Source organism: Bradyrhizobium sp. CCGUVB14 (genome assembly GCF_024199935.1).
GTDB lineage: Bacteria > Pseudomonadota > Alphaproteobacteria > Rhizobiales > Xanthobacteraceae > Bradyrhizobium.
Window position 1 is genome coordinate 5,636,306 of the sequence record NZ_JANADS010000001.1, and the last position, 21,631, is coordinate 5,657,936.

19 protein-coding genes are annotated in these 21,631 nt (G+C 65.1%); 10 read left to right on the forward strand and 9 right to left on the reverse strand.

Going from position 1 to position 21,631, the window contains the following annotated elements; translation table 11 throughout:
- Window positions 1–125: 125 nt before the first annotated feature.
- From NLM32_RS26295 to NLM32_RS26305, 3 genes are all read right to left on the reverse strand, one after another.
- The gene (locus NLM32_RS26295; protein WP_254131745.1) at window positions 126–1,337 is read right to left on the reverse strand and encodes an MFS transporter; all 1,212 of its coding nucleotides are present in this window, start codon (window positions 1,335–1,337) and stop codon (window positions 126–128) included.
- Window positions 1,337–2,188 (reverse strand): 3-deoxy-8-phosphooctulonate synthase, encoded by an 852-nt coding sequence (kdsA, locus tag NLM32_RS26300; protein WP_254131746.1) that lies wholly within the window; start codon window positions 2,186–2,188, stop codon window positions 1,337–1,339. The genes NLM32_RS26295 and kdsA overlap by 1 nt, the downstream gene beginning before the upstream one ends.
- 126 nt (window positions 2,189–2,314) lie before the next feature.
- On the reverse strand, window positions 2,315–2,641 hold the full coding sequence (locus NLM32_RS26305) for an NIPSNAP family protein (protein ID WP_254131747.1): 327 nt from the start codon (window positions 2,639–2,641) through the stop codon (window positions 2,315–2,317).
- A gap of 172 nt (window positions 2,642–2,813) precedes the next feature.
- Between NLM32_RS26305 and NLM32_RS26310 the strand changes: the two genes are divergently transcribed.
- From NLM32_RS26310 to NLM32_RS26325, 4 genes are all read left to right on the forward strand, one after another.
- Complete coding sequence (locus NLM32_RS26310; RefSeq protein ID WP_254131748.1) at window positions 2,814–3,488, forward strand: response regulator transcription factor; 675 nt, start codon at window positions 2,814–2,816, stop codon at window positions 3,486–3,488.
- Complete coding sequence (locus tag NLM32_RS26315) at window positions 3,485–4,861, forward strand: HAMP domain-containing sensor histidine kinase (RefSeq protein ID WP_254131749.1); 1,377 nt, start codon at window positions 3,485–3,487, stop codon at window positions 4,859–4,861. Before NLM32_RS26310 ends, NLM32_RS26315 begins: the two co-directional genes overlap by 4 nt.
- Before the next feature lie 111 nt (window positions 4,862–4,972).
- A complete protein-coding gene (locus tag NLM32_RS26320) occupies window positions 4,973–5,608 on the forward strand; it encodes a class I SAM-dependent methyltransferase (protein ID WP_254131750.1) in 636 nt (211 codons plus the stop codon).
- Between the two features lie 206 nt (window positions 5,609–5,814).
- Window positions 5,815–7,473 (forward strand): tetratricopeptide repeat protein, encoded by a 1,659-nt coding sequence (locus tag NLM32_RS26325; RefSeq protein WP_254131751.1) that lies wholly within the window; start codon window positions 5,815–5,817, stop codon window positions 7,471–7,473.
- Window positions 7,474–7,516: 43 nt separating this feature from the next.
- Here the strand turns inward: NLM32_RS26325 and NLM32_RS26330 are convergent, their stop codons facing one another.
- The 3 genes from NLM32_RS26330 to tpiA form a co-directional block, all read right to left on the reverse strand.
- Window positions 7,517–9,148, reverse strand: coding sequence for a CTP synthase (locus NLM32_RS26330; RefSeq protein ID WP_254131752.1), 1,632 nt, complete (start codon window positions 9,146–9,148; stop codon window positions 7,517–7,519).
- Between the two features lie 166 nt (window positions 9,149–9,314).
- Window positions 9,315–9,704 (reverse strand): preprotein translocase subunit SecG, encoded by a 390-nt coding sequence (gene secG / locus NLM32_RS26335; protein WP_254131753.1) that lies wholly within the window; start codon window positions 9,702–9,704, stop codon window positions 9,315–9,317.
- Window positions 9,705–9,842: 138 nt separating this feature from the next.
- Window positions 9,843–10,598, reverse strand: a complete 756-nt coding sequence (tpiA, locus tag NLM32_RS26340; protein ID WP_254131754.1) for a triose-phosphate isomerase — start codon at window positions 10,596–10,598, stop codon at window positions 9,843–9,845.
- Window positions 10,599–10,820: 222 nt separating this feature from the next.
- On the opposite strand from tpiA, the gene NLM32_RS26345 reads away from it, so the two are divergent.
- The 4 genes from NLM32_RS26345 to moaC are packed head-to-tail and all read left to right on the forward strand — an operon-like array spanning window position 10,821 to window position 15,105.
- Window positions 10,821–12,719, forward strand: coding sequence for a SurA N-terminal domain-containing protein (locus NLM32_RS26345; protein WP_254131755.1), 1,899 nt, complete (start codon window positions 10,821–10,823; stop codon window positions 12,717–12,719).
- 14 nt (window positions 12,720–12,733) lie between these two features.
- Entirely contained in the window at window positions 12,734–13,747 is a 1,014-nt protein-coding gene (trpD, locus tag NLM32_RS26350) for an anthranilate phosphoribosyltransferase (protein ID WP_254131756.1), read from the forward strand.
- Between the two features lie 7 nt (window positions 13,748–13,754).
- Window positions 13,755–14,576 (forward strand): indole-3-glycerol phosphate synthase TrpC, encoded by an 822-nt coding sequence (gene trpC / locus NLM32_RS26355; protein ID WP_254131757.1) that lies wholly within the window; start codon window positions 13,755–13,757, stop codon window positions 14,574–14,576.
- Between the two features lies 1 nt (window position 14,577).
- A complete protein-coding gene (moaC, locus tag NLM32_RS26360; RefSeq protein ID WP_254131758.1) occupies window positions 14,578–15,105 on the forward strand; it encodes a cyclic pyranopterin monophosphate synthase MoaC in 528 nt (175 codons plus the stop codon).
- Window positions 15,106–15,114: 9 nt separating this feature from the next.
- Here moaC and NLM32_RS26365 read toward each other — a convergent pair whose 3' ends face one another.
- Entirely contained in the window at window positions 15,115–15,279 is a 165-nt protein-coding gene (locus NLM32_RS26365; RefSeq protein WP_254131759.1) for a Flp family type IVb pilin, read from the reverse strand.
- A 323-nt stretch (window positions 15,280–15,602) separates the two neighbouring features.
- Here NLM32_RS26365 and NLM32_RS26370 point away from each other — a divergent pair, with 323 nt between their 5' ends.
- A complete protein-coding gene (locus NLM32_RS26370) occupies window positions 15,603–18,323 on the forward strand; it encodes an EAL domain-containing protein (RefSeq protein WP_254131760.1) in 2,721 nt (906 codons plus the stop codon).
- A gap of 44 nt (window positions 18,324–18,367) precedes the next feature.
- On the opposite strand, the gene NLM32_RS26375 is transcribed toward NLM32_RS26370, so the two are convergent.
- A complete protein-coding gene (locus NLM32_RS26375; RefSeq protein ID WP_254131761.1) occupies window positions 18,368–18,733 on the reverse strand; it encodes a hypothetical protein in 366 nt (121 codons plus the stop codon).
- Window positions 18,734–18,801: 68 nt separating this feature from the next.
- The gene (locus tag NLM32_RS26380; protein ID WP_254131762.1) at window positions 18,802–20,394 is read right to left on the reverse strand and encodes a tyrosinase family protein; all 1,593 of its coding nucleotides are present in this window, start codon (window positions 20,392–20,394) and stop codon (window positions 18,802–18,804) included.
- Window positions 20,395–20,823: 429 nt separating this feature from the next.
- On the opposite strand from NLM32_RS26380, the gene NLM32_RS26385 reads away from it, so the two are divergent.
- Window positions 20,824–21,579: an SDR family oxidoreductase gene (locus tag NLM32_RS26385; protein WP_254131763.1), complete on the forward strand. Its 756-nt coding sequence runs from the start codon at window positions 20,824–20,826 to the stop codon at window positions 21,577–21,579.
- Window positions 21,580–21,631: the final 52 nt, after the last annotated feature.

The following is a 21,631-nucleotide window of genomic DNA, read 5'->3' on the forward strand; positions in this document are numbered from 1 at the left end:
TGCCGCCGGCTAGCGGTTCGGACGGCACTCTACGGAGCGAAGCGTGAGATTTGATTTAAGATTGAAGGGGTTTGGCTACCGCCATCCCACGGGAAAATACGGGGATCGGCAGCGAAATGCGGCCCTCAGGCGCGCGCATCGGACGGTGCCCGCGGCTTGAGCAGCGCAGCGCAGGCAAAGCCCAGCAGCACCATCAGCACGGCACTCGCGACTAGGGTCGGTGCCTTGCCCGTGTGGGCAAGCCCGAACCCGTAGGCGAGCGGACCAACCGTCTGGCCCATGAAGAAAAAGAACGAGTGCAGCGACATCGCGGTCGCCCGCGCCTCGACCGACAGTTCGCTGGCGAACACCTGCAGGCAACCGTGGATCATGTAGAAGCCCCAGCCCATCAGCAGCATGATGGCGAACTGGACTTTCCAGCCGGGCCCAAGGGCGAGTGCTGCGAGCTGGAGCGCGACGAGGCTCGCGCCTGCGATCATCATGCCCTTGACGCCCAGCCGCGGCAGGAAGCGCGAGACCGTGAACGTGTAGAAGAGACCGCCGACCGCGAACCCCGCGATCACGATGCCCGCGATCGACAGCGAGGTCTCGCCGAGATCGAACAGCAAGGCGGCGATGAAGGGAAACAGGCCGAACACGCAGCAGCCCTCGACGAACACGGCCGAATAGCAATAGCGGGCGTTGGGATTGGCGAGGATGGTGCGATAACCCTGCCGCAAGGTCTTCAGATCGCTCTTCGGCGGCGCCGTCAGGGCGGCGCCACGAAAGCCCGCCGCAACCGCGACGGCTGCGATCAGCCCGAGCGCCCCGATGATCACGAGCACGCCGCGCCAGCCGACGAGATCGCCGATGATGCCCGAGGCGGTCGCGCCGAGCAGATTGCCGGTCATCGAACCCGCCAGCGTGCGCCCGATCGCCACCTGTCGCTTCGCCGGCGCGACGAGGTCCGCGGTGAGGCCGAGCGCAACCGGAAACACGCCGCCCGAGGCAATGCCGGCGAGCATGCGGCTCGCAAACAGGCCCGAGAAGGATGTCGAGAGCGCGCCCAGAATGCAGGCGACACCGAGCAGCGCGAGGCACAACGTCATCAGCCGCGCCTTGCCGAACAAATCGGCCGCAGCGCCGACGAGCGGCTGGATCAGTGCGTAGATCAGGGCATAGCCGGCCGCGATGCTTGCCGCGGTCGTGATGCTGATCGAAAATTCCTCCGCGACATGCGGCAGCACCGGATCGAGCGCGCGCGTGGACAACGCCGCCGAGAAGCTCGCAAGCGCGATGATGTTGATCGCGGGTGGAAACTTCTGGTCGGACGACGGCCTGGCCACGGGCTCGTGCATCAGTGCGCTTGGCCCTTGGTCACCGCATCGAACGCCATCAGCTTAGCGATGAGCCCTTCGAACTCGCGCAGCGGCACCATGTTCGGACCGTCGGAAGGCGCGCGATCCGGATCGGGGTGGGTCTCGATGAAGACGCCGGCGACGCCGACGGCGACGGCCGCGCGCGCCAGCACCGGCACGAATTCGCGCTCGCCGCCGGAGGATCCACCCTTCCCGCCCGGCTGCTGCACCGAATGGGTCGCGTCGAAGATCACCGGTGCACCGGTCGTGCGGGCCATGATCGGCAGCGCGCGCATGTCGGAGACCAGCGTGTTGTAGCCGAAGGAGGCGCCGCGCTCGGTGACGAGCACGTTGGGATTGTTGGCGCTGGTGATCTTGGCGACGACATTCGTCATGTCCCAGGGCGCGAGGAATTGCCCCTTCTTGACGTTGACGACCTTGCCGGTTGCGGCCGCGGCCAGAAGTAGATCGGTCTGCCGGCACAGGAAGGCCGGGATCTGCAGGATGTCGACGGCCTGTGCGACGTCGGCGCATTGCGCGGCATCGTGCACATCGGTCAGCACCGGCAGGCCGAGCGAGGACCGGATCTCGGCGAAGATCGGGAGCGACTGCACCAAGCCGAGGCCGCGCTGCGCCGAGGCGCTGGTGCGGTTGGCCTTGTCGAAGGAGGTCTTGTAGACGAGGCCGATCTTCAGCCGCGCGGCGATCTCCTTCAGCGCGGAGGCGACCTCGAGCGCGTGCTGACGGCTTTCGAGCTGACACGGCCCGGCAATGATCGAGATCGGCAGATCGTTGCCGAATTTGACCGTGCCGACGCTGACGACCGGGGCCGCGGATGATGAAGAGTTCAAGGCCAATTCCCTCGTTTCGCCGCGACCATAGCGGTGATGAGGGGCCGATCAACCCCATTCGGCCCGGGCTATCAGAATATCAGGGTTGCGCGGGAAGTCCCCGTCGCAACCCATGCCGGACGGGCGCTATTTCACTGACGAAAAGGCGGTCGGCGTCAGCAGCTGGCTGACGATATTGTCGATGATCTGGCCGTCCGCTTCGCTCTCGGCACGGGCTTTCATCCAGTCGGGGTCCGTCATGAACTTGCCCCACTTCGCCTCGCGGTCGGCAAGCGACTCCCAGGCCAGGAAATAGGTCAGCTGCTGGTTGGATGCACCGATCAGCGTCGTAAAGAAGCCGGCCTGCTTGATACCGTGCTTTTCCCACAGCTTCAGCGTCACCGTCTCGAACCGCTTCAGCAGCGCCGGCAGGCGGCCGGGCAGGCAGTGATAGACTCGCATCTCGTAGATCATTGTTGGTTTGCTCCCTGAACAGTGCGCCGGTTATAGCGGCGGGTCCTGATGCTGTCTTGGGCCCTCCCCGGCCGCCCCCCGCGGCGTTTCGCGCATGGCTGGATCATTTCCCGCAATGCTGCCGTAATGATCGGGCCGCTAGAAGGGCTCAATGCGGTTGAGGTGCCGGATCATGCGGATTTTGCTCGTCGAGGATGAGGCGGAGATGGCCACAGCGCTTTCGTCGGCGCTGCGGCGCTACGACATGGTGGTGGATCACGCCCCCACGCTTGCGGACGCCGAGGAAGCGATTTCCGCCGACGTCCATGCCGCCGTCCTGCTTGACCGCCAGTTGCCCGACGGCGACGGCCTCGCCCTGATCCCGAAGCTGCGGGCACGCGCCGACGGCGTGCCCATCATCGTCTTGACCGCACGCGGCGAGCTTGCCGACCGCATCGCCGGGCTCGACAGCGGCGCCGACGACTATCTCGCCAAGCCGTTCGCGGTCGAGGAATTGCTGGCGCGGCTTCGTGCCGTGCTGCGGCGGCCCGCGGGTCTGTCTCCCGACGTGATCCGTGCCGGCCGCATCGCCTTCGATGTCGGCCACCGCGAGGCCAGCATCGACGGCCAGCCGTTCGAGCTGCCACGCCGCGAGCTGCTGGTGCTCGAAGCCCTGATCCGCCGAATGGGCCGCACGGTGCTGCGCTCGGCGCTCGAAGAGGCCGTCTACAATTTTGACGACGAGATCCAGTCGAATGCGCTGGACACGCACATCTCGCGGTTGCGCCGCAAGCTCAGCGATGCCGATGCCGGCGTGGAGATCCACGGCATTCGCGGCGTCGGCTATCTCCTGAAGAAGTTGCCATGAGCAGGCACGACGATCCCTATTGCCTGCGCTCGCGATTGAGCTGGCGCCTGCTTGCGCTCCAGGCCGCACTGTTGCTGGCGCTGGTTACCGTCGTCGTCGGTGCGCTCTGCGCCTCGGGCTTCGTGCTCGCCGAGCGCGACGAGGATCGCGTCATCGATGTCGTGCAGCGCGCGCTCGCGCATAATGCGGACGGCGACCTGATCCTGCGGTCGACGCCCGATTTGAAGCAGCTGCGTGCTGAAACGTCGGACCTCTGGTTTCTGGTCCGCGACCGGCAAGGACATTCCCTGACCGAAGGCGCCGTGCCGCCGGAATTCGCGGCGATCGGCGGCGGCCTCGACCAGATCAGCCAGGCGCGGCTCGGCTGGCAGATGTTCGAGGACGATCCACGCAAGCCGGCGGCGCGGCTGAAGCGCGTCGAGACCGACGCCGGCAATGTGCAGATCATCACGGCGACGCAGGGCCGGCTGACCGGGGCCAAGGCGCTGTTGATGACCTCGCTGGCGTTTCTCGGCATCGCCCTGCCCGGTCTGCTCGTGATGGGTACCGCGACCTTCATTGCGACGCCGATGATCGTGCAACGGGCCTTCAGGGGGTTGGATACCACCGCGGATCAGGCGCGGCGCATCGACATCCATCAGCGCGGCGCGCGGCTGTCGGTGGAACGCATTCCGCTGGAGGTCGTGCCGCTGGTCACTGCGGTCAACGACGCGCTGGCGCGGCTCGACCAGGGCTATGCCCGTCACAAGCGCTTCGTTGCGGATGCCGCGCACGAATTGCGCACGCCGATCGCGATCCTGAACACGCGACTGGAATCGCTCCCCTCCGGTCCGGACAAGACACGGCTGCTGGAGGACGCCGCGCGGCTGGCGACGCTTGCCGAGCAATTGCTCGACATCCAGCGGCTCGACCGCTGCGGTCATCCCTTCACGCGCATCGATCTCGTCGCGATGGCGCAAAGCGCGGCAGCCGACCTGGCGCCGCTCGCGATCGCCGCAGGCTACGAGCTGGCGCTCGATGCGCCCTCATCGCCGATCGAGACGATCGGCGATGCCGCCGCGCTGGAGCGCGCGCTGACCAATCTCGTGCAGAACGCGATCCAGCACGGCCCTCGCCGCGGCACGATCGGCATTCGCGTGAGCAAGCCCGCCTGCATCGAGGTCACCGACGAAGGCGCCGGCATTCCACGCGATCAACGCGAGCAGATCTTCGAGCCGTTCTATCGCCTCTCGCCGCTCGATCGCGGCGCCGGCCTTGGTCTCAACATGGTGCGCGAGATCGTGCTCCTGCATGGCGGCCAGGTCTCGGTCACCGATGGCGCCGACGGCGGCACCTGCTTCAGAATGACGCTGCGGCCAGGCCCGCAGATTTGATTCAATCCGCGTTCGCGGCTCACTGCGCAATGCTGTCGCAATCTGCTCCCGCGACAGTGCATCCGCCTCACCTCTGATCCCAGGAGGCGCCATCGAGATGCCGGAGTGCGCATGCCCAATGATTTCCTCTCCTTCTTCCTGTCCTGGATGTCTTCGCCGCGTCGGGTCGGCGCCATCGCGCCATCGGGTGCGGCGCTCGCCGATCTCATCACGCGCGAGATCACCGAGAAGACCGGCCCGATCCTCGAGCTCGGTCCAGGCACCGGCGCGTTCACCTACAAGCTCCTGAAGCGCGGCGTCAGGCCACAGGATCTCACGCTGATCGAATACGGCTCGGACTTCATGAAGCTCTTGCAGATGCGCTTCCCCGGCGCGCGCGTGCTGTGGATGGATGCGGCGCGGCTGGCGACGGAGCGCCTCTATGACGGCGCGCCCGTCGGCGCGGTGGTGAGCGGGCTGCCGCTGCTCAACATGTCGACGCGCAAGGTGATCTCGATCCTCGGTGGCGCATTCAGCTATGTCCGCCCTGGCGGCGCCTTCTACCAGTTCACCTATGGCATGAGCTGCCCTATCCCGCGACCGGTGCTCGATCGTCTCGGCCTGCGTGCAACCCTGGTGGACCGCGCCTTCCTGAACGTGCCGCCCGCCGCCGTCTACAAGCTGACGCGTCGGCCGCAGATGACGCTCGTTGCGGGATCGCTGGCGCCGGCGATTTCACCGCCGGTCTCAGCGGAAGCGGATTGTTAAACCGGCCGCCTCCCCGATCGCAACGCTTCGCGCAGAGCTTACCCGGACGTGGGCGCGAAAGACGCAAGGCAAGCACGGGCTCAATAGCGCCCGGCCACTGTTCTTGATATTGTCGCGGCGCGGTCTTCCGTCGGCCGGCGCGGACGCCCAAGGTACGCCCAAGGCAAACGGCGGCGCGGCCGACACGATCAAGGGAGGCAAAACCAATGACCTATTTTGATCTCGGACCGTACAGCCGCAAAATCACCACGTCGTCCCCCGATGCCCAACTCTGGTTCGACCGGGGGCTCAACTGGGTGTTCGGTTTCAACCACGGCGAAGCGATCAAGTGTTTTCGCAAAGCGCTCGAATCCGACGGAAACTGTGCGATGGCGCATTGGGGCATCGGCTACGCCGCCGGCCCCAACTACAACTTGCCCTGGGTTCGCTATGACGCACACGGCCGACGACTGGCACTCGCGGCATCTTACGACGCGACGCAGGAGGCGCTCGCGCATACGGGCAAGGCAAGCCCAATCGAGCAAGCACTGATCCGCGCCTTGTCTGCGCGCTATCCCCAGCGCGAGGCGATCGACGACATGGCGCCGTGGGACAAGGCCTTCACGCACGAAATGCGCAAGGTCTTCACGACATATTCCGATGATCTCGATGTTCGAGCCATTCTTGCCGAGGCGATCATGAACGAGACGCCATGGCTGATGTGGGACCTCGCCACCGGAAAGCCCACCGCGGGAGCGGGCACCGAGGAATGCAGGGCGGCTCTCGAACAGGCTTTCGACAGGATGCCGGCTGCGTGGGATCACCCAGGGCTGCTGCATCTCTACGTTCATCTCATGGAGATGTCGCCGATCCCGCAACGGGCGATGCGGGCCGGTGACCGGCTGCGTGCGATCATTCCCGACAGCGGACATCTGATCCACATGCCGACGCATCTCGATGTGCTGTGCGGGCAGTACAACGACGTGCTGCTCTATAACCAGAAGGCGCTGGCGACGGATCGAAAATTCCTCGCTTATTCGGACGATCCGGGTGTCTATCTGGTCTACGTCATTCACAATTTCCACTTCGCAATCTACGGTGCGATGTTCCTGGGCCAGTACGCTCCCGCCATTGCGGCAGCCGAGGAACTCATTGCGAGCGTGCCCGAGCCAGTGCTGCGCGTTCAGTCGCCGCCGATGGCGGACTTCCTGGAAGGCTATCTGACGATGAAGCAGCACGTTCTCGTGCGCTTCGGCAAATGGAACGACATCATTGCTCAAAAGCTGCCGGAGGATCGCGAGTTGTACTGCTCGGTGACCGCCATGATCCACTACGCCAAGGCGGTGGCTCACTCGGCGCTTGGCCACGTCACTGAGGCCGAAAACGAAAAAGCACTGTTCACGCAGGCGAAGACGCGGGTGCCGGAGAGCCGGCTCGTGCACAACAACAAGGTCGTGAACCTGCTCGCCGTGGCCGAAGCCATGCTGAATGGCGAGCTGGAATATCGCAAAGGCAACTACGACATGGCATTCGCGGAGCTGCGCAGATCGGTCGCGCTCAGCGACGCCCTGCCCTATGACGAGCCCTGGGGATGGATGCAGCCGCCGCGCCACGCACTCGGCGCGCTGCTGCTGGAGCAGGGCCGGATCGAGGAAGCCGAAGCGGTGTACCGTTCCGACCTTGGCCTCGATGGAAAGCTAAGCCGTGCCTGTCAGCATCCCGACAATCTGTGGTCGCTTCACGGATTGCACGAGTGCCTGGTGCGGCGCGGCGACAAGGCCGAGACACCGCTGATCAGGCAGCGGCTTGATCTCGCTCAGGCGCGGGCGGAGGTGCCGATCAAGGCTTCCTGCTTCTGTCGCAGGATGGACGTTGCGGCCGCGTAGCGACCGCGCGAGTCAGAATGATTTTTGGAAACAGCGGAGCCGGCTACACCAGCCGGCTCTGCTTCGCCGCCGCTGCGATGAACGAGGCGAACAGCGGGTGCGGCTCGAACGGCCGCGACTTCAGTTCGGGGTGGAACTGGACGCCGATGAACCAGGGGTGATCCTCGTACTCGACGATCTCCGGCAGCACGCCGTCGGGCGAGAGGCCGGAGAATTTCAGGCCGTGCTGCTCGAGGCGGTCCTTGTAGGCGGTGTTGACCTCGTAGCGATGGCGATGGCGTTCCGAAATCTCGGTCGCGCCGCCATAGACCTGCGAGACGCGGCTGCCGCGATTGAGCGCGGCGGGATAAGCGCCAAGCCGCATAGTGCCGCCGAGATCGCCGGCCTGCGAGCGCTTCTCGAGCTCATTGCCGCGCAGCCATTCCGTCATCAGGCCGACCAGCGGCTCCTTGGTCGGACCGAACTCGGTGGAGTTGGCCTCCTCGATGCCGACGAGGTTTCGCGCCGCCTCGATAACAGCCATCTGCATGCCGAAGCAGATGCCGAAATACGGCACGTCGCGCTCGCGCGCGAACTGCGCCGCCTTGATCTTGCCTTCCGCGCCGCGCTGGCCGAAGCCGCCCGGCACCAGGATGCCGTTGACGTGCTCGAGGAACGGCGCCGGATCTTCCTTCTCGAAGATCTCGCTCTCGATCCAGTCGAGATTGACCTTCACCTTGTTGGCGATGCCGCCATGCGAGAGCGCCTCGATCAGCGACTTATACGCATCCTTCATGCCGGTGTATTTGCCGACGATGGCGATGGTGACATCGCCCTCGGGATTACGGATACGCTCGTTGATCTGGTGCCAGCTCTTGAGCACCGGCGGGATGCGCGATTCGATGCCGAAGGCGGCGAGCACTTCGTCGTCGAGGCCTGCCGCGTGATAGGCTTCGGGCACGGCGTAGATGCTGTCGGCGTCGCGCGCCTCGATCACGGCGCTCTCGCGCACGTTACAGAACAGGCCGAGCTTGCGCCGCTCTTCCTTCGGGATCTCGCGATCGGTGCGGCAGAGCAGGATGTCCGGCTGGATGCCGATCGAACGCAGCTCCTTCACCGAGTGCTGCGTCGGCTTGGTCTTCAGTTCGCCCGCGCTCGGGATGTAAGGCAGCAGCGTGAGATGGATGTAGATGGCGTGATCGCGCGGCAGCTCGTTCTTGAGCTGGCGGATCGCCTCGAAGAACGGCAGGCCTTCGATGTCGCCGACGGTGCCGCCGATCTCGACCAGTACGAAATCGTAATCGTCATTGCCGGAGAGGACGAATTCCTTGATCGCGTTGGTGACGTGCGGCACCACCTGGATGGTCGCGCCGAGATAATCGCCGCGGCGCTCCTTCGAGATGATGTCCTGGTAGATGCGCCCCGTCGTGATGTTGTCCTGCTTTGTCGCAGGCCGCCCGGTGAAGCGCTCGTAGTGACCGAGATCGAGATCGGTCTCCGCGCCGTCATCGGTCACGAACACTTCGCCGTGCTGATACGGCGACATCGTTCCGGGATCGAGGTTGAGATAGGGGTCGAGCTTGCGGAGGCGGACCTTGTAGCCCCGGGCCTGCAGCAGGGCACCGAGTGCCGCTGAAGCCAAACCCTTGCCGAGCGAAGAAACCACGCCGCCGGTGATGAATATGTACCGCGCCATGGGACCTAACCTCTAATCCCTCGAATCCGATTCGCCAAAGCGATTCGTATTCCGCCCCAAAGAATCTGCGGGCCTGTGGGTGAGCCAAAACTAAGTGTGGTGACAGTGCCTTGATGGGGATTGTTGATGCAGGACGGTAGCCTCCGCCCTGCATGGCCCCCCTGCTTTATTGCGAGCGAGGCACCTGCGGGCCGCTCGGCGCTGCCGGGGCCTGCTGCTGCTCGTCCGCCTTCTTCAGCGTATCCAGAATACCGCCCGACGTCGGCGCGGTGATCGGGTTGGCGCCGCCCGGCTGGGTCTGCGACGCCGGTGTGCCGATGATCGAGGACGGCGCGCGGTTGTAGCCGGCGTACCAGGACAGGAACAGGCTGGTCAGGAAGAACCCGGCAGCCAGGATCGCGGTGGTGCGCGACAACAGATTCGCGGTGCCACGGCTCGACATGAAGCCTGCGCCTCCGCCCATGCCGAGGCCGCCGCCTTCCGACTTCTGGAGCAGCACGGCACCGATCATGACAGCAACGATCATGAGGTGGATGACGATGACAACAGTCTGCATAGTATCCTTCCGTCACAAGCCGACAGCGCCGAGACGGCGGCCGATCGCGCTTCGCGGGTTTTCCTGAAGTTGCGCGGTGTTACACGATCGGAAGTGGCTTTGCCACCCCCGATCGGACACGGCCGCGCTTTCACTTAGCTAGGGGCAACCTTTGGCGATCGCAAGGAAATCGGCTGCTTTCAGGCTGGCGCCGCCGACCAGCGCGCCGTTGACGTTTTTGACCGCCATCAGCTCGGCTGCGTTCGACGGCTTGACCGAACCGCCATAGAGGATCCGCATCGCGGCCCCATCAGCCTTGAACCGGGAGGTCAGGAGTTCCCGGATAAAGCCATGAATCTGCTCGACATCCTGGGCCGTGGGGGTCAAGCCCGTGCCGATCGCCCAGACCGGCTCATAGGCCACGACCAGGTTGGCGGCCGTGGAGCCGTCGGGAAGCGAGCCGTTGAGCTGGCCGCGGACGATGTCCAGGGTCTGGCCGGCATCGCGCTGGGCCTGGGTCTCGCCGATGCAGACGATCGCGACCGCTCCCGCCCGCCAGGCCGCTTCCGCCTTCTGCCGGATCAGCGCATCGCCCTCGCCGTGGTCGGCGCGACGCTCGGAATGGCCGACGATGATGGCGGTCGCACCCGCATCCGCCAGCATTTCGGCCGCGATATCGCCGGTATGGGCGCCGGAGGCCTTGGGATGGCAATCCTGGGCCCCTACGGCCACCTTCTTGCCGCGCGCCTTGTCCGCAAATGCCGCGATCAGGGTCGCCGGCGGGCAGACCAGCAGATCGGCCTTGCCGGCCACCTCTGCCGCGCCATTGAGCATGGCGTCGAATTCGGCGGCCGCGGCCTTCAGGCCGTTCATTTTCCAGTTGCCGGCAATCAGCGGTCGGATGGCGTCGGTCATGTCAATGTCCAGCAAATTGAGGTTTGTGCATGCGCTAGCAGAGGTACTGCCGCAGTTCCAGAGACCAGGGACCTTTAACCGCAGATTCGAAGGCCGGCCTGACCTGAGGTTGCGGGGGGAAAGGTGCCACTTTATGATGGCATATCAATTTGGTGACGCGCTTCTGCGGAATCTGCATTAAGACGCGCTCCCGTTCCCCTCCTGCCAAACAAGTTGGACCAAATGCTTCGAGGAATGCGCAAGGCCTCATCAAACTGGGTCGGCAAGACCATCATGGCCGTCGTGATGGGCGTGTTGATCATCAGCTTCGGCATTTGGGGTATCGCCGACATCTTCAAGGGCTTCGGCCAGTCCACGGTGGCCAAGGTCGGCCACACCGAGATCTCGCTGAACGAGTTCCGCCAGATCTACACCGATCGGCTCCAGCAGATCGGGCGCCAGTTCGGCCGCCCGCTGACGCCCGAACAGGCGCGCGCATTCGGCCTTGACCGCCAGGTGCTCCAGCAGACGATCGCGGAAGCCGCCCTCGACGAGAACGCGCGGCGGCTCGGGCTCGGCCAATCCGATGAGCAGATCCGCGAACTCATCATGAACGACCCGAACTTCAAGGGCGTCGACGGCAAATTCGATCCGAACCGCTTCCAGGGCCTGATCCGCAATTTTGGCTACACCGAGCAGCGCTACGTCGCCGAGCAGCGCAAGGTCGCGCTGCGCCGGCAGATCACCGGCACGATCGGCGCCGGCCTCGAGCCGCCGAAGGCCATGCTCGACGTCGCAACCCGCTTCCAGAACGAGCAGCGCGCGATCGAATTCGTCCGGCTCGACACCGCGCAAGCAGGCACGATCGAACCGCCCTCGCCCGAGGCCCTCGCCGCCTATTTCGAGGACCACAAGGTCCAGTTCCGCGCGCCCGAATATCGCAAGATCGTCTTCGCCGTGATCTCGCCCGAGGAGATCGCCAAGTGGAGCGACGTCTCCGATGACGACGCGAAGAAACTGTTCGATCAGCGCAAGGACCAGCTCTCCACGCCGGAGAAGCGCCAGATCCACCAGATCGTATTCCCGAACGTTGCCGACGCACAGGCCGCGCGCGAACGCCTCGCCGGCGGCCTCTCCTTCGAGGACCTCGGCAAGGAGCGCGGATTGAGCGCCACCGACGTCGATCTCGGGCTCGTGGCCAAATCCGCACTCGAACCCGCCGTCGGTGATGCCGCTTTCGCGCTTCCCGCAGGCGAGATCAGCCAGCCGATCCAGGGCCGTCTCGGCGTCTCGATCGTCAAGGTCGACAAGATCGAGCCGGGCGCCGAGGCCGACTACGCCAAATTTGCCGCCGACGTGAAGCGCCAGATCGCGGCCGAGCGCGCGCGCGTCAAGGTCGGCGAGCTCCGCGACAAGATGGAAGACGAGCGCGGCGCCGGCACCAGCGTCGCCGATGCCGCGCAGAAGCTCGGGCTCACAGCCGTGACCATCGATGCCGTCGACCGCTCCGGCCGTGCGCCGAACGGGCAGACCGTTGCCAACATTCCGCAGGGCCTCGATGTGGTGTCGCAGGCCTTCAACAGCGACGTCGGCGTCGACAACGATCCGATCTCGTTCAAGAACGGCTATGTCTGGTACGACGTGCTCGCCATCACGCCGTCGCGCGACCGCAACCTCGACGAGGTTCGCGACCAGGTCGAGGCCCGCTGGCGCCAGGACCAGATCGCCACCAAGCTGAAGGCCAAGGCGACCGAGATGGTGCAGAAGCTCGAACAGGGCGGCAAGCTCGCTGACGAGGCGGCTGCGATCAACGCCAAGATCGAGACCGCGAGCGGCTTCAAGCGCGACGACGCGCCGGCCGGCGTGCCCGCGAACATCGTCGCGGCCGCTTTCCGGACCGCCAAGGACGGCGTCGGACAGGCGCCCGTGACCGGTGGCAGCGAAGTCATCGTCTTCCGCGTGACCGACATCGTCGATCCCGCGGTCGATACCGCCTCCGACGCCGTCAAGAAGATGAAGGACGGCATTGACCGCTCGCTGACCGACGAGCAGGTTGCCTCCTACGTCAACAAGCTTCAAACCGACATCGGGACCAGCATTAATCAGGCCGCCTTCGCGCAGGTGACCGGCGCGAACCAGTGAGTTGAAAGCACGCGATGGACGACCTGAAATCGATCATTGGAAAAGTGGCGACCGGCGCCAGCCTGTCGCGTGACGAGGCCGCATCGGCCTTCGACGCCGTGATGTCCGGCGAGGCCACGCCCTCGCAGATGGGCGGCCTGTTGATGGCGCTGCGCGTGCGCGGCGAGACCGTGGAGGAGATCACCGGCGCGGTCGCGGCGATGCGCTCCAAGATGCTCACAGTCGACGCGCCCGCGGACGCCGTCGACATCGTCGGCACCGGCGGCGACGGCTCCGGCTCGGTCAACGTCTCGACCTGCGCGTCGTTCATCGTCTCGGGCACCGGCCTGCCGGTCGCCAAGCACGGCAACCGCGCGCTGTCCTCGCGCTCGGGCGCGGCCGACGTGCTGGCCTCGCTCGGTGTGAAGATCGACCTCAAGCCCGAGCAGGTCGGGCGCTGCGTGCGCGAATGCGGCATCGGCTTCATGTTCGCGCCAGCTCATCATCCTGCGATGAAGAACGTCGGCCCGACCCGGGTCGAGCTTGCCACCCGCACGATCTTCAACCTGCTCGGCCCCCTGTCCAACCCGGCCGGCGTGAAGCGGCAGATGGTCGGTGTGTTCTCGCGGCAATGGGTGCAGCCGCTGGCGCAGGTGCTGAAGAATCTCGGCTCCGAATCCGCCTGGGTGGTGCACGGCTCCGACGGGCTGGACGAGATCACCCTCACCGGCCCGACCTTCGTCTCCGCGCTCCATAATGGCGAGATCCGGAATTTTGAAGTCACGCCCGAGGATGCCGGCCTGCCGCGCTGCGAGCCCGGTGCGCTGAAGGGCGGTGACGCCGATGCCAATGCGGTCGCGCTGCAAAGCGTGCTCGACGGCAAGCCGAGCCCCTATCGCGACGTCGCACTCCTCAACGCCGCTGCCGCACTCATCGTCGCGGGCCGCGCCAAGGACCTCAAGGAGGGCGTCGCCATCGGTGCGAAATCGCTCGACAGCGGCGCGGCAAGCGCGCGGCTGAAGCATCTGATCGCGGTCTCGAACAGCTGAGCCTGTCATGTCTGATATCCTGACCAAGATCGAAGCCTACAAGCGCGAGGAGATTGCCGCAGCCAAGCGTGCTCAGCCGCTCGCGGCAGTGGAGGCAAAGGCCAAGGCGCAAGGCGCGCCGCGCGGCTTCGTGCGCGCGATCAAGGCCAAGCATGCCAATGGCGACTATGCGCTGATCGCCGAGGTGAAGAAGGCCTCGCCGTCCAAGGGGCTGATCCGCGCCGATTTCGATCCGCCCCTGCTCGCCAAGGCCTATGAGGCGGGCGGTGCGGCTTGCCTGTCGGTGTTGACCGACGCGCCGTCGTTCCAAGGCCATCTCGACTTCATGGTGGCGGCGCGCGCGGCGACCTCGCTGCCGGTGCTGCGCAAGGATTTTCTGTTCGACACCTATCAGGTCGTCGAAGCGCGCGCCCACGGCGCCGATTGCATCCTCATCATCATGGCTGCGCTCGACGACGCCACCGCCAAGGACCTCGAGGACGCCGCAATCGCCTACGGCATGGACGTGCTGATCGAGATCCACGATCGCGCCGAGCTCGAGCGGGCGTTGAAGCTGCGCTCGCCGATGATCGGCGTCAACAACCGCAATCTGCGCACCTTCGAGACGACGCTCGCGACCAGCGAGACGCTGGCGCCGCTGATCCCTGCGGACCGGCTGATGGTCGGCGAGAGCGGCATCTTCACGCCGGCCGATCTCGCCCGGCTCGAAAGCGTCGGCATGTCGACCTTCCTGGTCGGCGAGAGCCTGATGCGGCAGGCCGACGTCACCGCGGCGACGCGCACGCTGCTCGCGCGCGAGACCAAGGCCCGCGCCACGGGCACGCGCTGATATGGCGCGCAAGCCGTCCAAAACCAAACCGAAGCCCAAGCCGTCGGACAAGGCGAGCCCTGCCCTCACCCATATCGGCGCCTCCGGCGAGGCGCGGATGGTCGACGTCTCGGACAAGGCCGCGACCGAGCGGCTGGCCGTCGCCGAAGGGCGCGTCGTCATGGAAAGGGCGACGCTCGACCTGATCGTCTCCGGCAATGCCAAGAAGGGCGACGTGCTCGGCACCGCGCGTATCGCCGGAATCATGGCGGCGAAGCGCACCTCGGAGCTGATCCCGCTCTGTCATCCGCTCGCGCTGTCCAAGGTCACCGTCGACATCGAGCCCGACGCCAGGCTGCCGGGCTGCGTGGTGCGTGCCAGCGTCAAGGTGACCGGCCCCACAGGCGTCGAGATGGAAGCGCTGACGGCGGTCTCCGTCGCCTGCCTCACCATCTACGACATGATCAAGGCGGTGGAGCGCGGCGTCCGCATCGAGGGCATCCAGCTCATCGAGAAACTCGGCGGCAAGTCGGGCCACTACCGCGCCTGACCAAGGTTGCTACTTCAGCGACGAGCTGATCGAGCCGAATTTTGCACTGAGCTTGCTGCCCATGCCGTTGACGACGGTGATGATGGCGAGCGCGATGCCGGCGGCGATCAGGCCGTACTCGATCGCGGTCGCGCCGGATTCGTCGGCCCAGAAATTGTTCAAAGTCTTTTTCATGATCGTATCCTCTCCGCGTCGTTGTGAGCGCGGTTCGCCGGTCAGTTTGCAAATCGCGCGCCAGCGCGGCAGCGAGGACCGTCAACACGTTAGATGGTTAAGCACGGGTTGACGTCGCCGTGACCGGCAAGAACTGTCCGGCATCGTGATCGGCGCAGGCAAAACCTGCACACCTCTCGCTGTGCGCATCGATCGCATTTGTATGTTGCGGTTTATGTCGCGTTAACCGCGCTTCCTAACGTCGCCTCCACATCGATCCCGTAAACCGACGGATGTTACGGGGGTCGTGAATTGACCCTGACGTGTGTACGGCAACGATCGACATGATAACGAGATACGGCAGTCGCCTCCTCGACCAGGCCTTCGTCCGCAGCGGACCGATCCGCTGGCTGGTGGTGGGCGGTACACTCCTGATCGCTGCGATCGCCGTCGGCGCGGTGCTGATGGCGCAGAATTTCCGCGAGCGCGCGCTACGCAATTCCGGCCGCGAGCTGGAAAACACCGTGCTGCTGCTCGCCCACCATTTCGATCAGCAATTGCAGGATTTCGCGGTCATCCAGAAGGATTTCGTCGGCCATGTGCGCGCGACCGGAATCACGACCGCGGAGGACTATCGCAGGCGCCTCGCCGGCCAGGACGTGCACCAGATGCTGCGTTCGAAGATCGAGGCGCTGCCTTACATCGGCGGCGTCAACATCATCGACGCCGATGGCAATGTGATCAACTCCTCGACGACATGGCCGGCCCCGAAGGTCAACGTGGCCGATCGGGCCTATTTCCGCACTTTCCGCTACGATCCGCAGGCGCCCGACGTGCTGATCGAACCGGTGTACAGCCGCATCTCCGGCGCCTGGACCATCCTGATCGTGCGCAAGGTCATGGGAGCACACGGCGAATTCATGGGTGTTGTCGGGCGCGGCATCGAGCCGGCCAATTTCGAGAAGTTCTTCGGGTCCGTCGTGCTCGGCGAAAGTGCCACGATCTCGATGCTGCACCGGGACGGCACCCTGCTTGCCCGCTTCCCGCATTCCAACGAAATGATGGGGCACAATTTCAGGAACGGCACGTTCGAGCAGCAGAAGGTTTTCGCGCTCGATCACTTCGCCGGACGCTTCGTGAGCCCGGTCGACGGTGAGGACCGGCTGGTCTCGGCGCGGGCCCTGCCCCACTTCCCGATCCTGATGATGGCGACGACCACGCGGGCAGCGGCGCTTGCCGACTGGCGCGAACAGATCGGCATCCTGATTTCGGTCGCCGGCGCGTCTGCGCTCGCGATCGCCGGCCTCTTGATCGCGATCGTGCGCAAGCTGGTGGCACAGCACCGCATGTCCCGTGAGCGGCTGACGCTGGAGAAGCAGCGCCTCGACCGCGCCGTCAACAACATGACCCAGGGCCTGCTGCTGTTCGACGCCTCGCAAAAGCTCGTGATCTGCAACCAGCGCTACATCGAGATGTACGGCTTGTCGCCCGAGATCGTGAAGCCCGGCTACAGCTTCCGCGACATCATCCTGCACCGCAAGGCCACCGGTTCATTCCCGGGCGACGTGGAGCAGTATGTCGCGCGGGTGCTGCGTGACATCCACGTGCGCAACTCCATGGTGGTCGAGACCGGCGATGGCCGCGCGATCCAGATCGTCAACGAGCCGCTCGGCGACGGCGGCTGGGTCGCGACCCACGAAGACATCACCGAACGTCGCCGTATCGAGGAGCGCATCACCCATCTCGCGCACTACGACGCGCTGACCGACCTTCCGAACCGCGCCATGTTCCACGAACATCTGCGCGGAGAGCTTCTCGCCATCGTCGACGGCGAAGAGCTCGCAGTGCACTACATCGACATCGACGAATTCAAGGGCGTCAACGACGCGCTCGGCCATCTCGTCGGCGACGAGCTGTTGAGGTCGGTGGCGGAGAGCCTGCGCGCCTGCGCCGGCCCCTCCGATTTCGTGGCGCGGCTCGGCGGCGACGAATTTGCGATCGTGCAGAGCGCCGTGACCTCGCAGGACCAGGTCAACGAGCTCGTCGCCCGCGTCTTCGCGGCAATCCGCACGCCGTTCGACTGCATGGGCCATCATCTCACCACCGACGCCAGCATCGGCATTGCGCTGGCACCGGGACACGGCACCGCGCTGGACCAGATCCTAAAGAACGCGGACATGGCGATGTACGCCGCCAAGTCCGCCGGACGTCGCACCTTCCGCTTCTTCGAGCCGGAGATGGACGCCAAGGTGCGCGAGCGGCGCCAGTTGGAGATCGACCTGCGCCACGCCATCGCTTACGGCGGCCTCGAGGTCTATTACCAGCCCTGTCTCAGCCTCAAGGACGACCGCATCACCGGCTGCGAGGCGCTGGTGCGCTGGCACCACCCCGAGCGCGGCATGGTTTCGCCGGCCGAGTTCATCCCGATCGCCGAGGATACCGGGCTGGTCAACGAGATCGGCGAATGGGTGCTGGCGACGGCCTGCCGCGACGCCGCCGGCTGGCCCGACGACATCCGCCTCGCCGTCAACGTCTCACCGGTGCAGTTCAAGAGCGGCACGCTGGCGCTGAAGATCATGGCGGCGCTGGCCGCCTCCAATCTGCCGGCGAGCCGGCTCGAGCTCGAGATCACCGAGGCCGTGCTGATCCGCGACGACGAGACCGCACTTGCGATCCTGCACCAGCTCCGCGCCATCGGCGTCCGCATCGCGCTCGACGATTTCGGCACCGGCTACTCCTCGCTGAGCTATCTGCACCGCTTCCCGTTCGACAAGATCAAGATCGACCGCTGCTTCGTCAATGACATCGCCGGTCCCGACGGCTCCGCCAGCATCGTCCAGGCCGTGGTCAATCTCGCCAGCGCCCGCCGCATGGCGACCACGGCCGAAGGCGTCGAGACCGAGGAGCAGCAGCGGCTGCTGCGCACGCTCGGCTGCACCGAGATGCAGGGATATCTGTTCAGCGCCGCAAAGCCCGCCGACAAGGTCATGGAGCTGTTCGCGCTCCATCGCAGCCGCCTCGCCCAGCGCGACGGCAACGAAGCCCGCCGCCGCGAGGCAAGCTAGCCGACCGGCGTGCCGCGGCGACCGCCGCAATTGCCGTCAGGCCATCAGGATATCTGCCTCATCGTCCCGTGGAATTTCGAGAAGTCAGGGCGAGCTTTGGCGTCTTTGGCATCCTTGGCGGGTTGCGTGATGTTCGTGATGATGGTGTTCAGCCTGTAGTCCTCGAGATGAACCACGGTCGTGCCATCGCGCTCCTGCCAGGTGACGAGGAAAAGCAGGTCGCGAATGGGTTCGACCGTTATGTCGACCGTCTCCGAACTGTCCGGGATCGGATTCCCGTTCGCGTCGAGGCCGACATAGGTCATCGACGTCTCGGACGTGAAGTCGAGTTGCACGCGAAAGTGACCGCCGCTCGCTGAACTGAAGTCGACGATATACTTGTGACCAACTGCGGGAAAAACATCCGGCATCGTTCAATCCTCCGGAATGAGACATCGAGGCAATGCCGCGATGTCTGAGCTGCCATGAAACCCGATAGCTATCGCAGCTCGACCTTGAAGGGCTTCTTCGCCGGAGCGGCCGTCAGCGACGCCATCGCACGCGTCTGGGGACCGCTGCCAAGCAAGCCGTCGCGGGTGCGGACCTGAACCTCGATGTCGTCGGCGGTGATACGGGCTGCCGCCACGCCGAGCGACTGCGTGCTGATCGCCGCCCTGCCCTCGATATGGGTCTGGCAATTCGCGCAACCGTCGACGTGCCAGCGGCTCAGCACCGCTTCGGTCCCGATATGCTGCCGCTGTCCATCGACATTGGCGAATGCGCTGATCAGAAACGAGCCGCGGATGCGCGCACGATTGAGGCCGCGCACACTGATCGTTCTGCCGCTGCCGGCGGCGCTGGCGGCGGCCGCGAGCAAGGCATGCTGATCGAGCGAACCGGGGCCGTAGGTATATCCCAGCTGCGTCTCGATATTGATGCAGTCCTGTGACGTGTAGGGACGCTCCTTGCCGCGCTCGGTCAGCTTGAACGGATCCAGCGGGGATTCGAGCGTCAGCCAGGAATTCGCCGCCGTGCCCGGCGTCGGCCCCTGGCTGTCGACGGAATTGGTGCCGGGATATTGCGGGATGATCTCGAGTTTGTCGGTGAACCCGTTCTTCTTCTGCCACAGCCAGAACACGCGATCGACAAAGCAGTGATGGAAGAAGAAGATCGGATCGAGGCCGGCGGTATCGTTCTCGCCCATATCGCCATTCGCCCCGTCGATCGGAGAGGCGTCGAAAATCTTCGGCAGATCGAAACCGCCGACGGCGAGATGGATGCTGTTGTGCGGGCTCTCGATCGGAACGATGCGCTGCCCGTGGTCGTCGAACCATTGCGCCGCGGACGTCGTGTTGGAAAACACCGTGTAGTTCGGCGCGTTCAGACACGCCGTGTATTTGTCTTTCACATGCCCGCCGCCGACGGGCTTGCCATCGACGATGACGGTCTCGGACAGCCAGTTGCGGACGTTGTCGTTGAGCAATCCCACATTGGTGTCGTAGTTGGGAAACTGCGCATTGTGCGCCGCCGTCGCCGCCTTGTCCGCGTCCGTCCCGACCAGCCCCGACAGCGGATAGCGCACCGTCTCGTATCCCTCGGGCTTGCTGTAATCGGCGTCAGGGATCGGGCTGAGATGATCGACGATGCCTCGCGGAAACACGAACGAGCGCAACGGGTTTGGAATCGTCTGGCCGTCCAGGACGAAGTCCTTCTGGGTGAGCGCGCTCGGAATCCCGTTGGTCGTCGACGCGGTGCTGGTCTCGTCCCAGAACGGCAGCGTCACGTCGGCGCAGCCCGGAATGCTTCTCAGCGCCTCTTCCAGTTTCACCAGGTAGACACGGTGCCAGGTCGGAAACAGGATGTTGCCGTGATTGCAGTAGCCGCCCCAGTACTGCGAGTTGCCCCAGCCCGCGCCGCGAAACGGCTCGCCGTGATAGCCCCCGAGCACGAAGAATGATCTGGGATCGTCGGGCGGCAGCTCCTTGATGCCCTTCCAGGCCCGCATCACGTCTTCAAGCGGCTTCTTGTTACCGTTGTTGTACTCGTCCTGGAGATCCTGGATCGAACGACGGACTCGCAGCGTGGCGCTCATGGCTTTTGCTCCCCAGACAGGCCAAGCGTTATCCTCGCACCTCGGATTGCATCGTAAATCATCTACCGAAGGTTGAATAGTAAATACTTCTCGACCAGAGAGCCGACGCGCCGTTCTGTCGCATCCGGCCTTCCCGCTTGACGACGAGGACCGGCCCGGATACGTCCGTCCCTGCAGCTGCCATCATGGTGCTGCCGTAGGCGTTACCGTCATCCAACGCGTCCTTTGTCGAGAGGATCCCAGCAGGGAGATCTCGATTCACGAGACGCCACGGTCATGCCATCACTCCCCGCCTTGCGGTCGCTCAACCGTCCACGACGTCCCATCCTGCAGGGCTTGCCCGCGCCGGGATGTTTGCCGTCGTGCCGGGATCGTCCGCACGCGCACTTGCTGGATTGCCGTGGTCCTCAACTCCATTGAGAGGCAACCATGAAGATGACTGGCAATACGATCCTCGTCACCGGCGGCACCAGCGGCATCGGCCGCGCGCTTGCCGAAGCTTTCTACGACCGCGGCAATCGCGTCATCGTCGCGGGACGGCGACGGTCTCTGCTCGATCAGATCACGGCCGACCGTTCGGGAATTGTCGCCTTGCCGCTCGACCTCGACGATCCCGCGGCGCCGTCGCGCCTTGCGGCTGAAGTTCGCGCGCGCTTCCCCGAGCTCAACATGCTGATCGCCAATGCCGGTATCTCCAAGGCGGAGGACATGACCGCCGATGACTGGGACGCTGCCGACGCTGAGGCGATGGTGGAGACCAACATCCTGGGCGTGCTGCGCGTGGCGGCGGCGTTTTTGCCGATCCTGAAGGCGCAGCGGAATGCGACGATCATGGTGACGAGCTCGAACCTCGCCTTCGTGCCGCTCGCCGACTTTCCGACCTACTGCGCCAGCAAGGCGTTCCTGCACTCCTGGCTCCAATCGCTGCGCCATCAGCTGCGCAACATCCCCGTCGATGTGCTGGAGCTTGCACCGCCCTATGTGCAGACCGAACTCACCGGCGCGCAGCAGGCGAGCGACCCGCGCGCGATGCCGCTTCCTGCCTATGTCGCGGAGGTGATGCAGCTCCTCGAGCTTGCGGTTCATCCCCGCGGCGAAGTGCTGGTCGAGCGCGATCGCACGCGGCGCTGGGCCGAGCGCGAGGGCCGCTACGAGGCAACCTTTGCCGCGATGAACCCGAGCTGAGACGACGTCCCGAAACGAAATCGCCCGGGAGCGGCATCCGCTCCCGGGCGAT

Coding starts and splice junctions, on each gene's coding strand:
- NLM32_RS26295 (WP_254131745.1), bottom strand. CDS start 1,337: ATGCACGAGCCCGTGGCCAGGCCGTCGTCCGACCAGAAGTTTCCACCC.
- NLM32_RS26305 (WP_254131747.1), bottom strand. CDS start 2,641: ATGATCTACGAGATGCGAGTCTATCACTGCCTGCCCGGCCGCCTGCCG.
- NLM32_RS26310 (WP_254131748.1), top strand. CDS start 2,814: ATGCGGATTTTGCTCGTCGAGGATGAGGCGGAGATGGCCACAGCGCTT.
- NLM32_RS26315 (WP_254131749.1), top strand. CDS start 3,485: ATGAGCAGGCACGACGATCCCTATTGCCTGCGCTCGCGATTGAGCTGG.
- NLM32_RS26320 (WP_254131750.1), top strand. CDS start 4,973: ATGCCCAATGATTTCCTCTCCTTCTTCCTGTCCTGGATGTCTTCGCCG.
- NLM32_RS26325 (WP_254131751.1), top strand. CDS start 5,815: ATGACCTATTTTGATCTCGGACCGTACAGCCGCAAAATCACCACGTCG.
- NLM32_RS26330 (WP_254131752.1), bottom strand. CDS start 9,148: ATGGCGCGGTACATATTCATCACCGGCGGCGTGGTTTCTTCGCTCGGC.
- secG (WP_254131753.1), bottom strand. CDS start 9,704: ATGCAGACTGTTGTCATCGTCATCCACCTCATGATCGTTGCTGTCATG.
- tpiA (WP_254131754.1), bottom strand. CDS start 10,598: ATGACCGACGCCATCCGACCGCTGATTGCCGGCAACTGGAAAATGAAC.
- NLM32_RS26345 (WP_254131755.1), top strand. CDS start 10,821: ATGCTTCGAGGAATGCGCAAGGCCTCATCAAACTGGGTCGGCAAGACC.
- trpD (WP_254131756.1), top strand. CDS start 12,734: ATGGACGACCTGAAATCGATCATTGGAAAAGTGGCGACCGGCGCCAGC.
- trpC (WP_254131757.1), top strand. CDS start 13,755: ATGTCTGATATCCTGACCAAGATCGAAGCCTACAAGCGCGAGGAGATT.
- moaC (WP_254131758.1), top strand. CDS start 14,578: ATGGCGCGCAAGCCGTCCAAAACCAAACCGAAGCCCAAGCCGTCGGAC.
- NLM32_RS26365 (WP_254131759.1), bottom strand. CDS start 15,279: ATGAAAAAGACTTTGAACAATTTCTGGGCCGACGAATCCGGCGCGACC.
- NLM32_RS26370 (WP_254131760.1), top strand. CDS start 15,603: ATGATAACGAGATACGGCAGTCGCCTCCTCGACCAGGCCTTCGTCCGC.
- NLM32_RS26375 (WP_254131761.1), bottom strand. CDS start 18,733: ATGCCGGATGTTTTTCCCGCAGTTGGTCACAAGTATATCGTCGACTTC.
- NLM32_RS26380 (WP_254131762.1), bottom strand. CDS start 20,394: ATGAGCGCCACGCTGCGAGTCCGTCGTTCGATCCAGGATCTCCAGGAC.
- NLM32_RS26385 (WP_254131763.1), top strand. CDS start 20,824: ATGAAGATGACTGGCAATACGATCCTCGTCACCGGCGGCACCAGCGGC.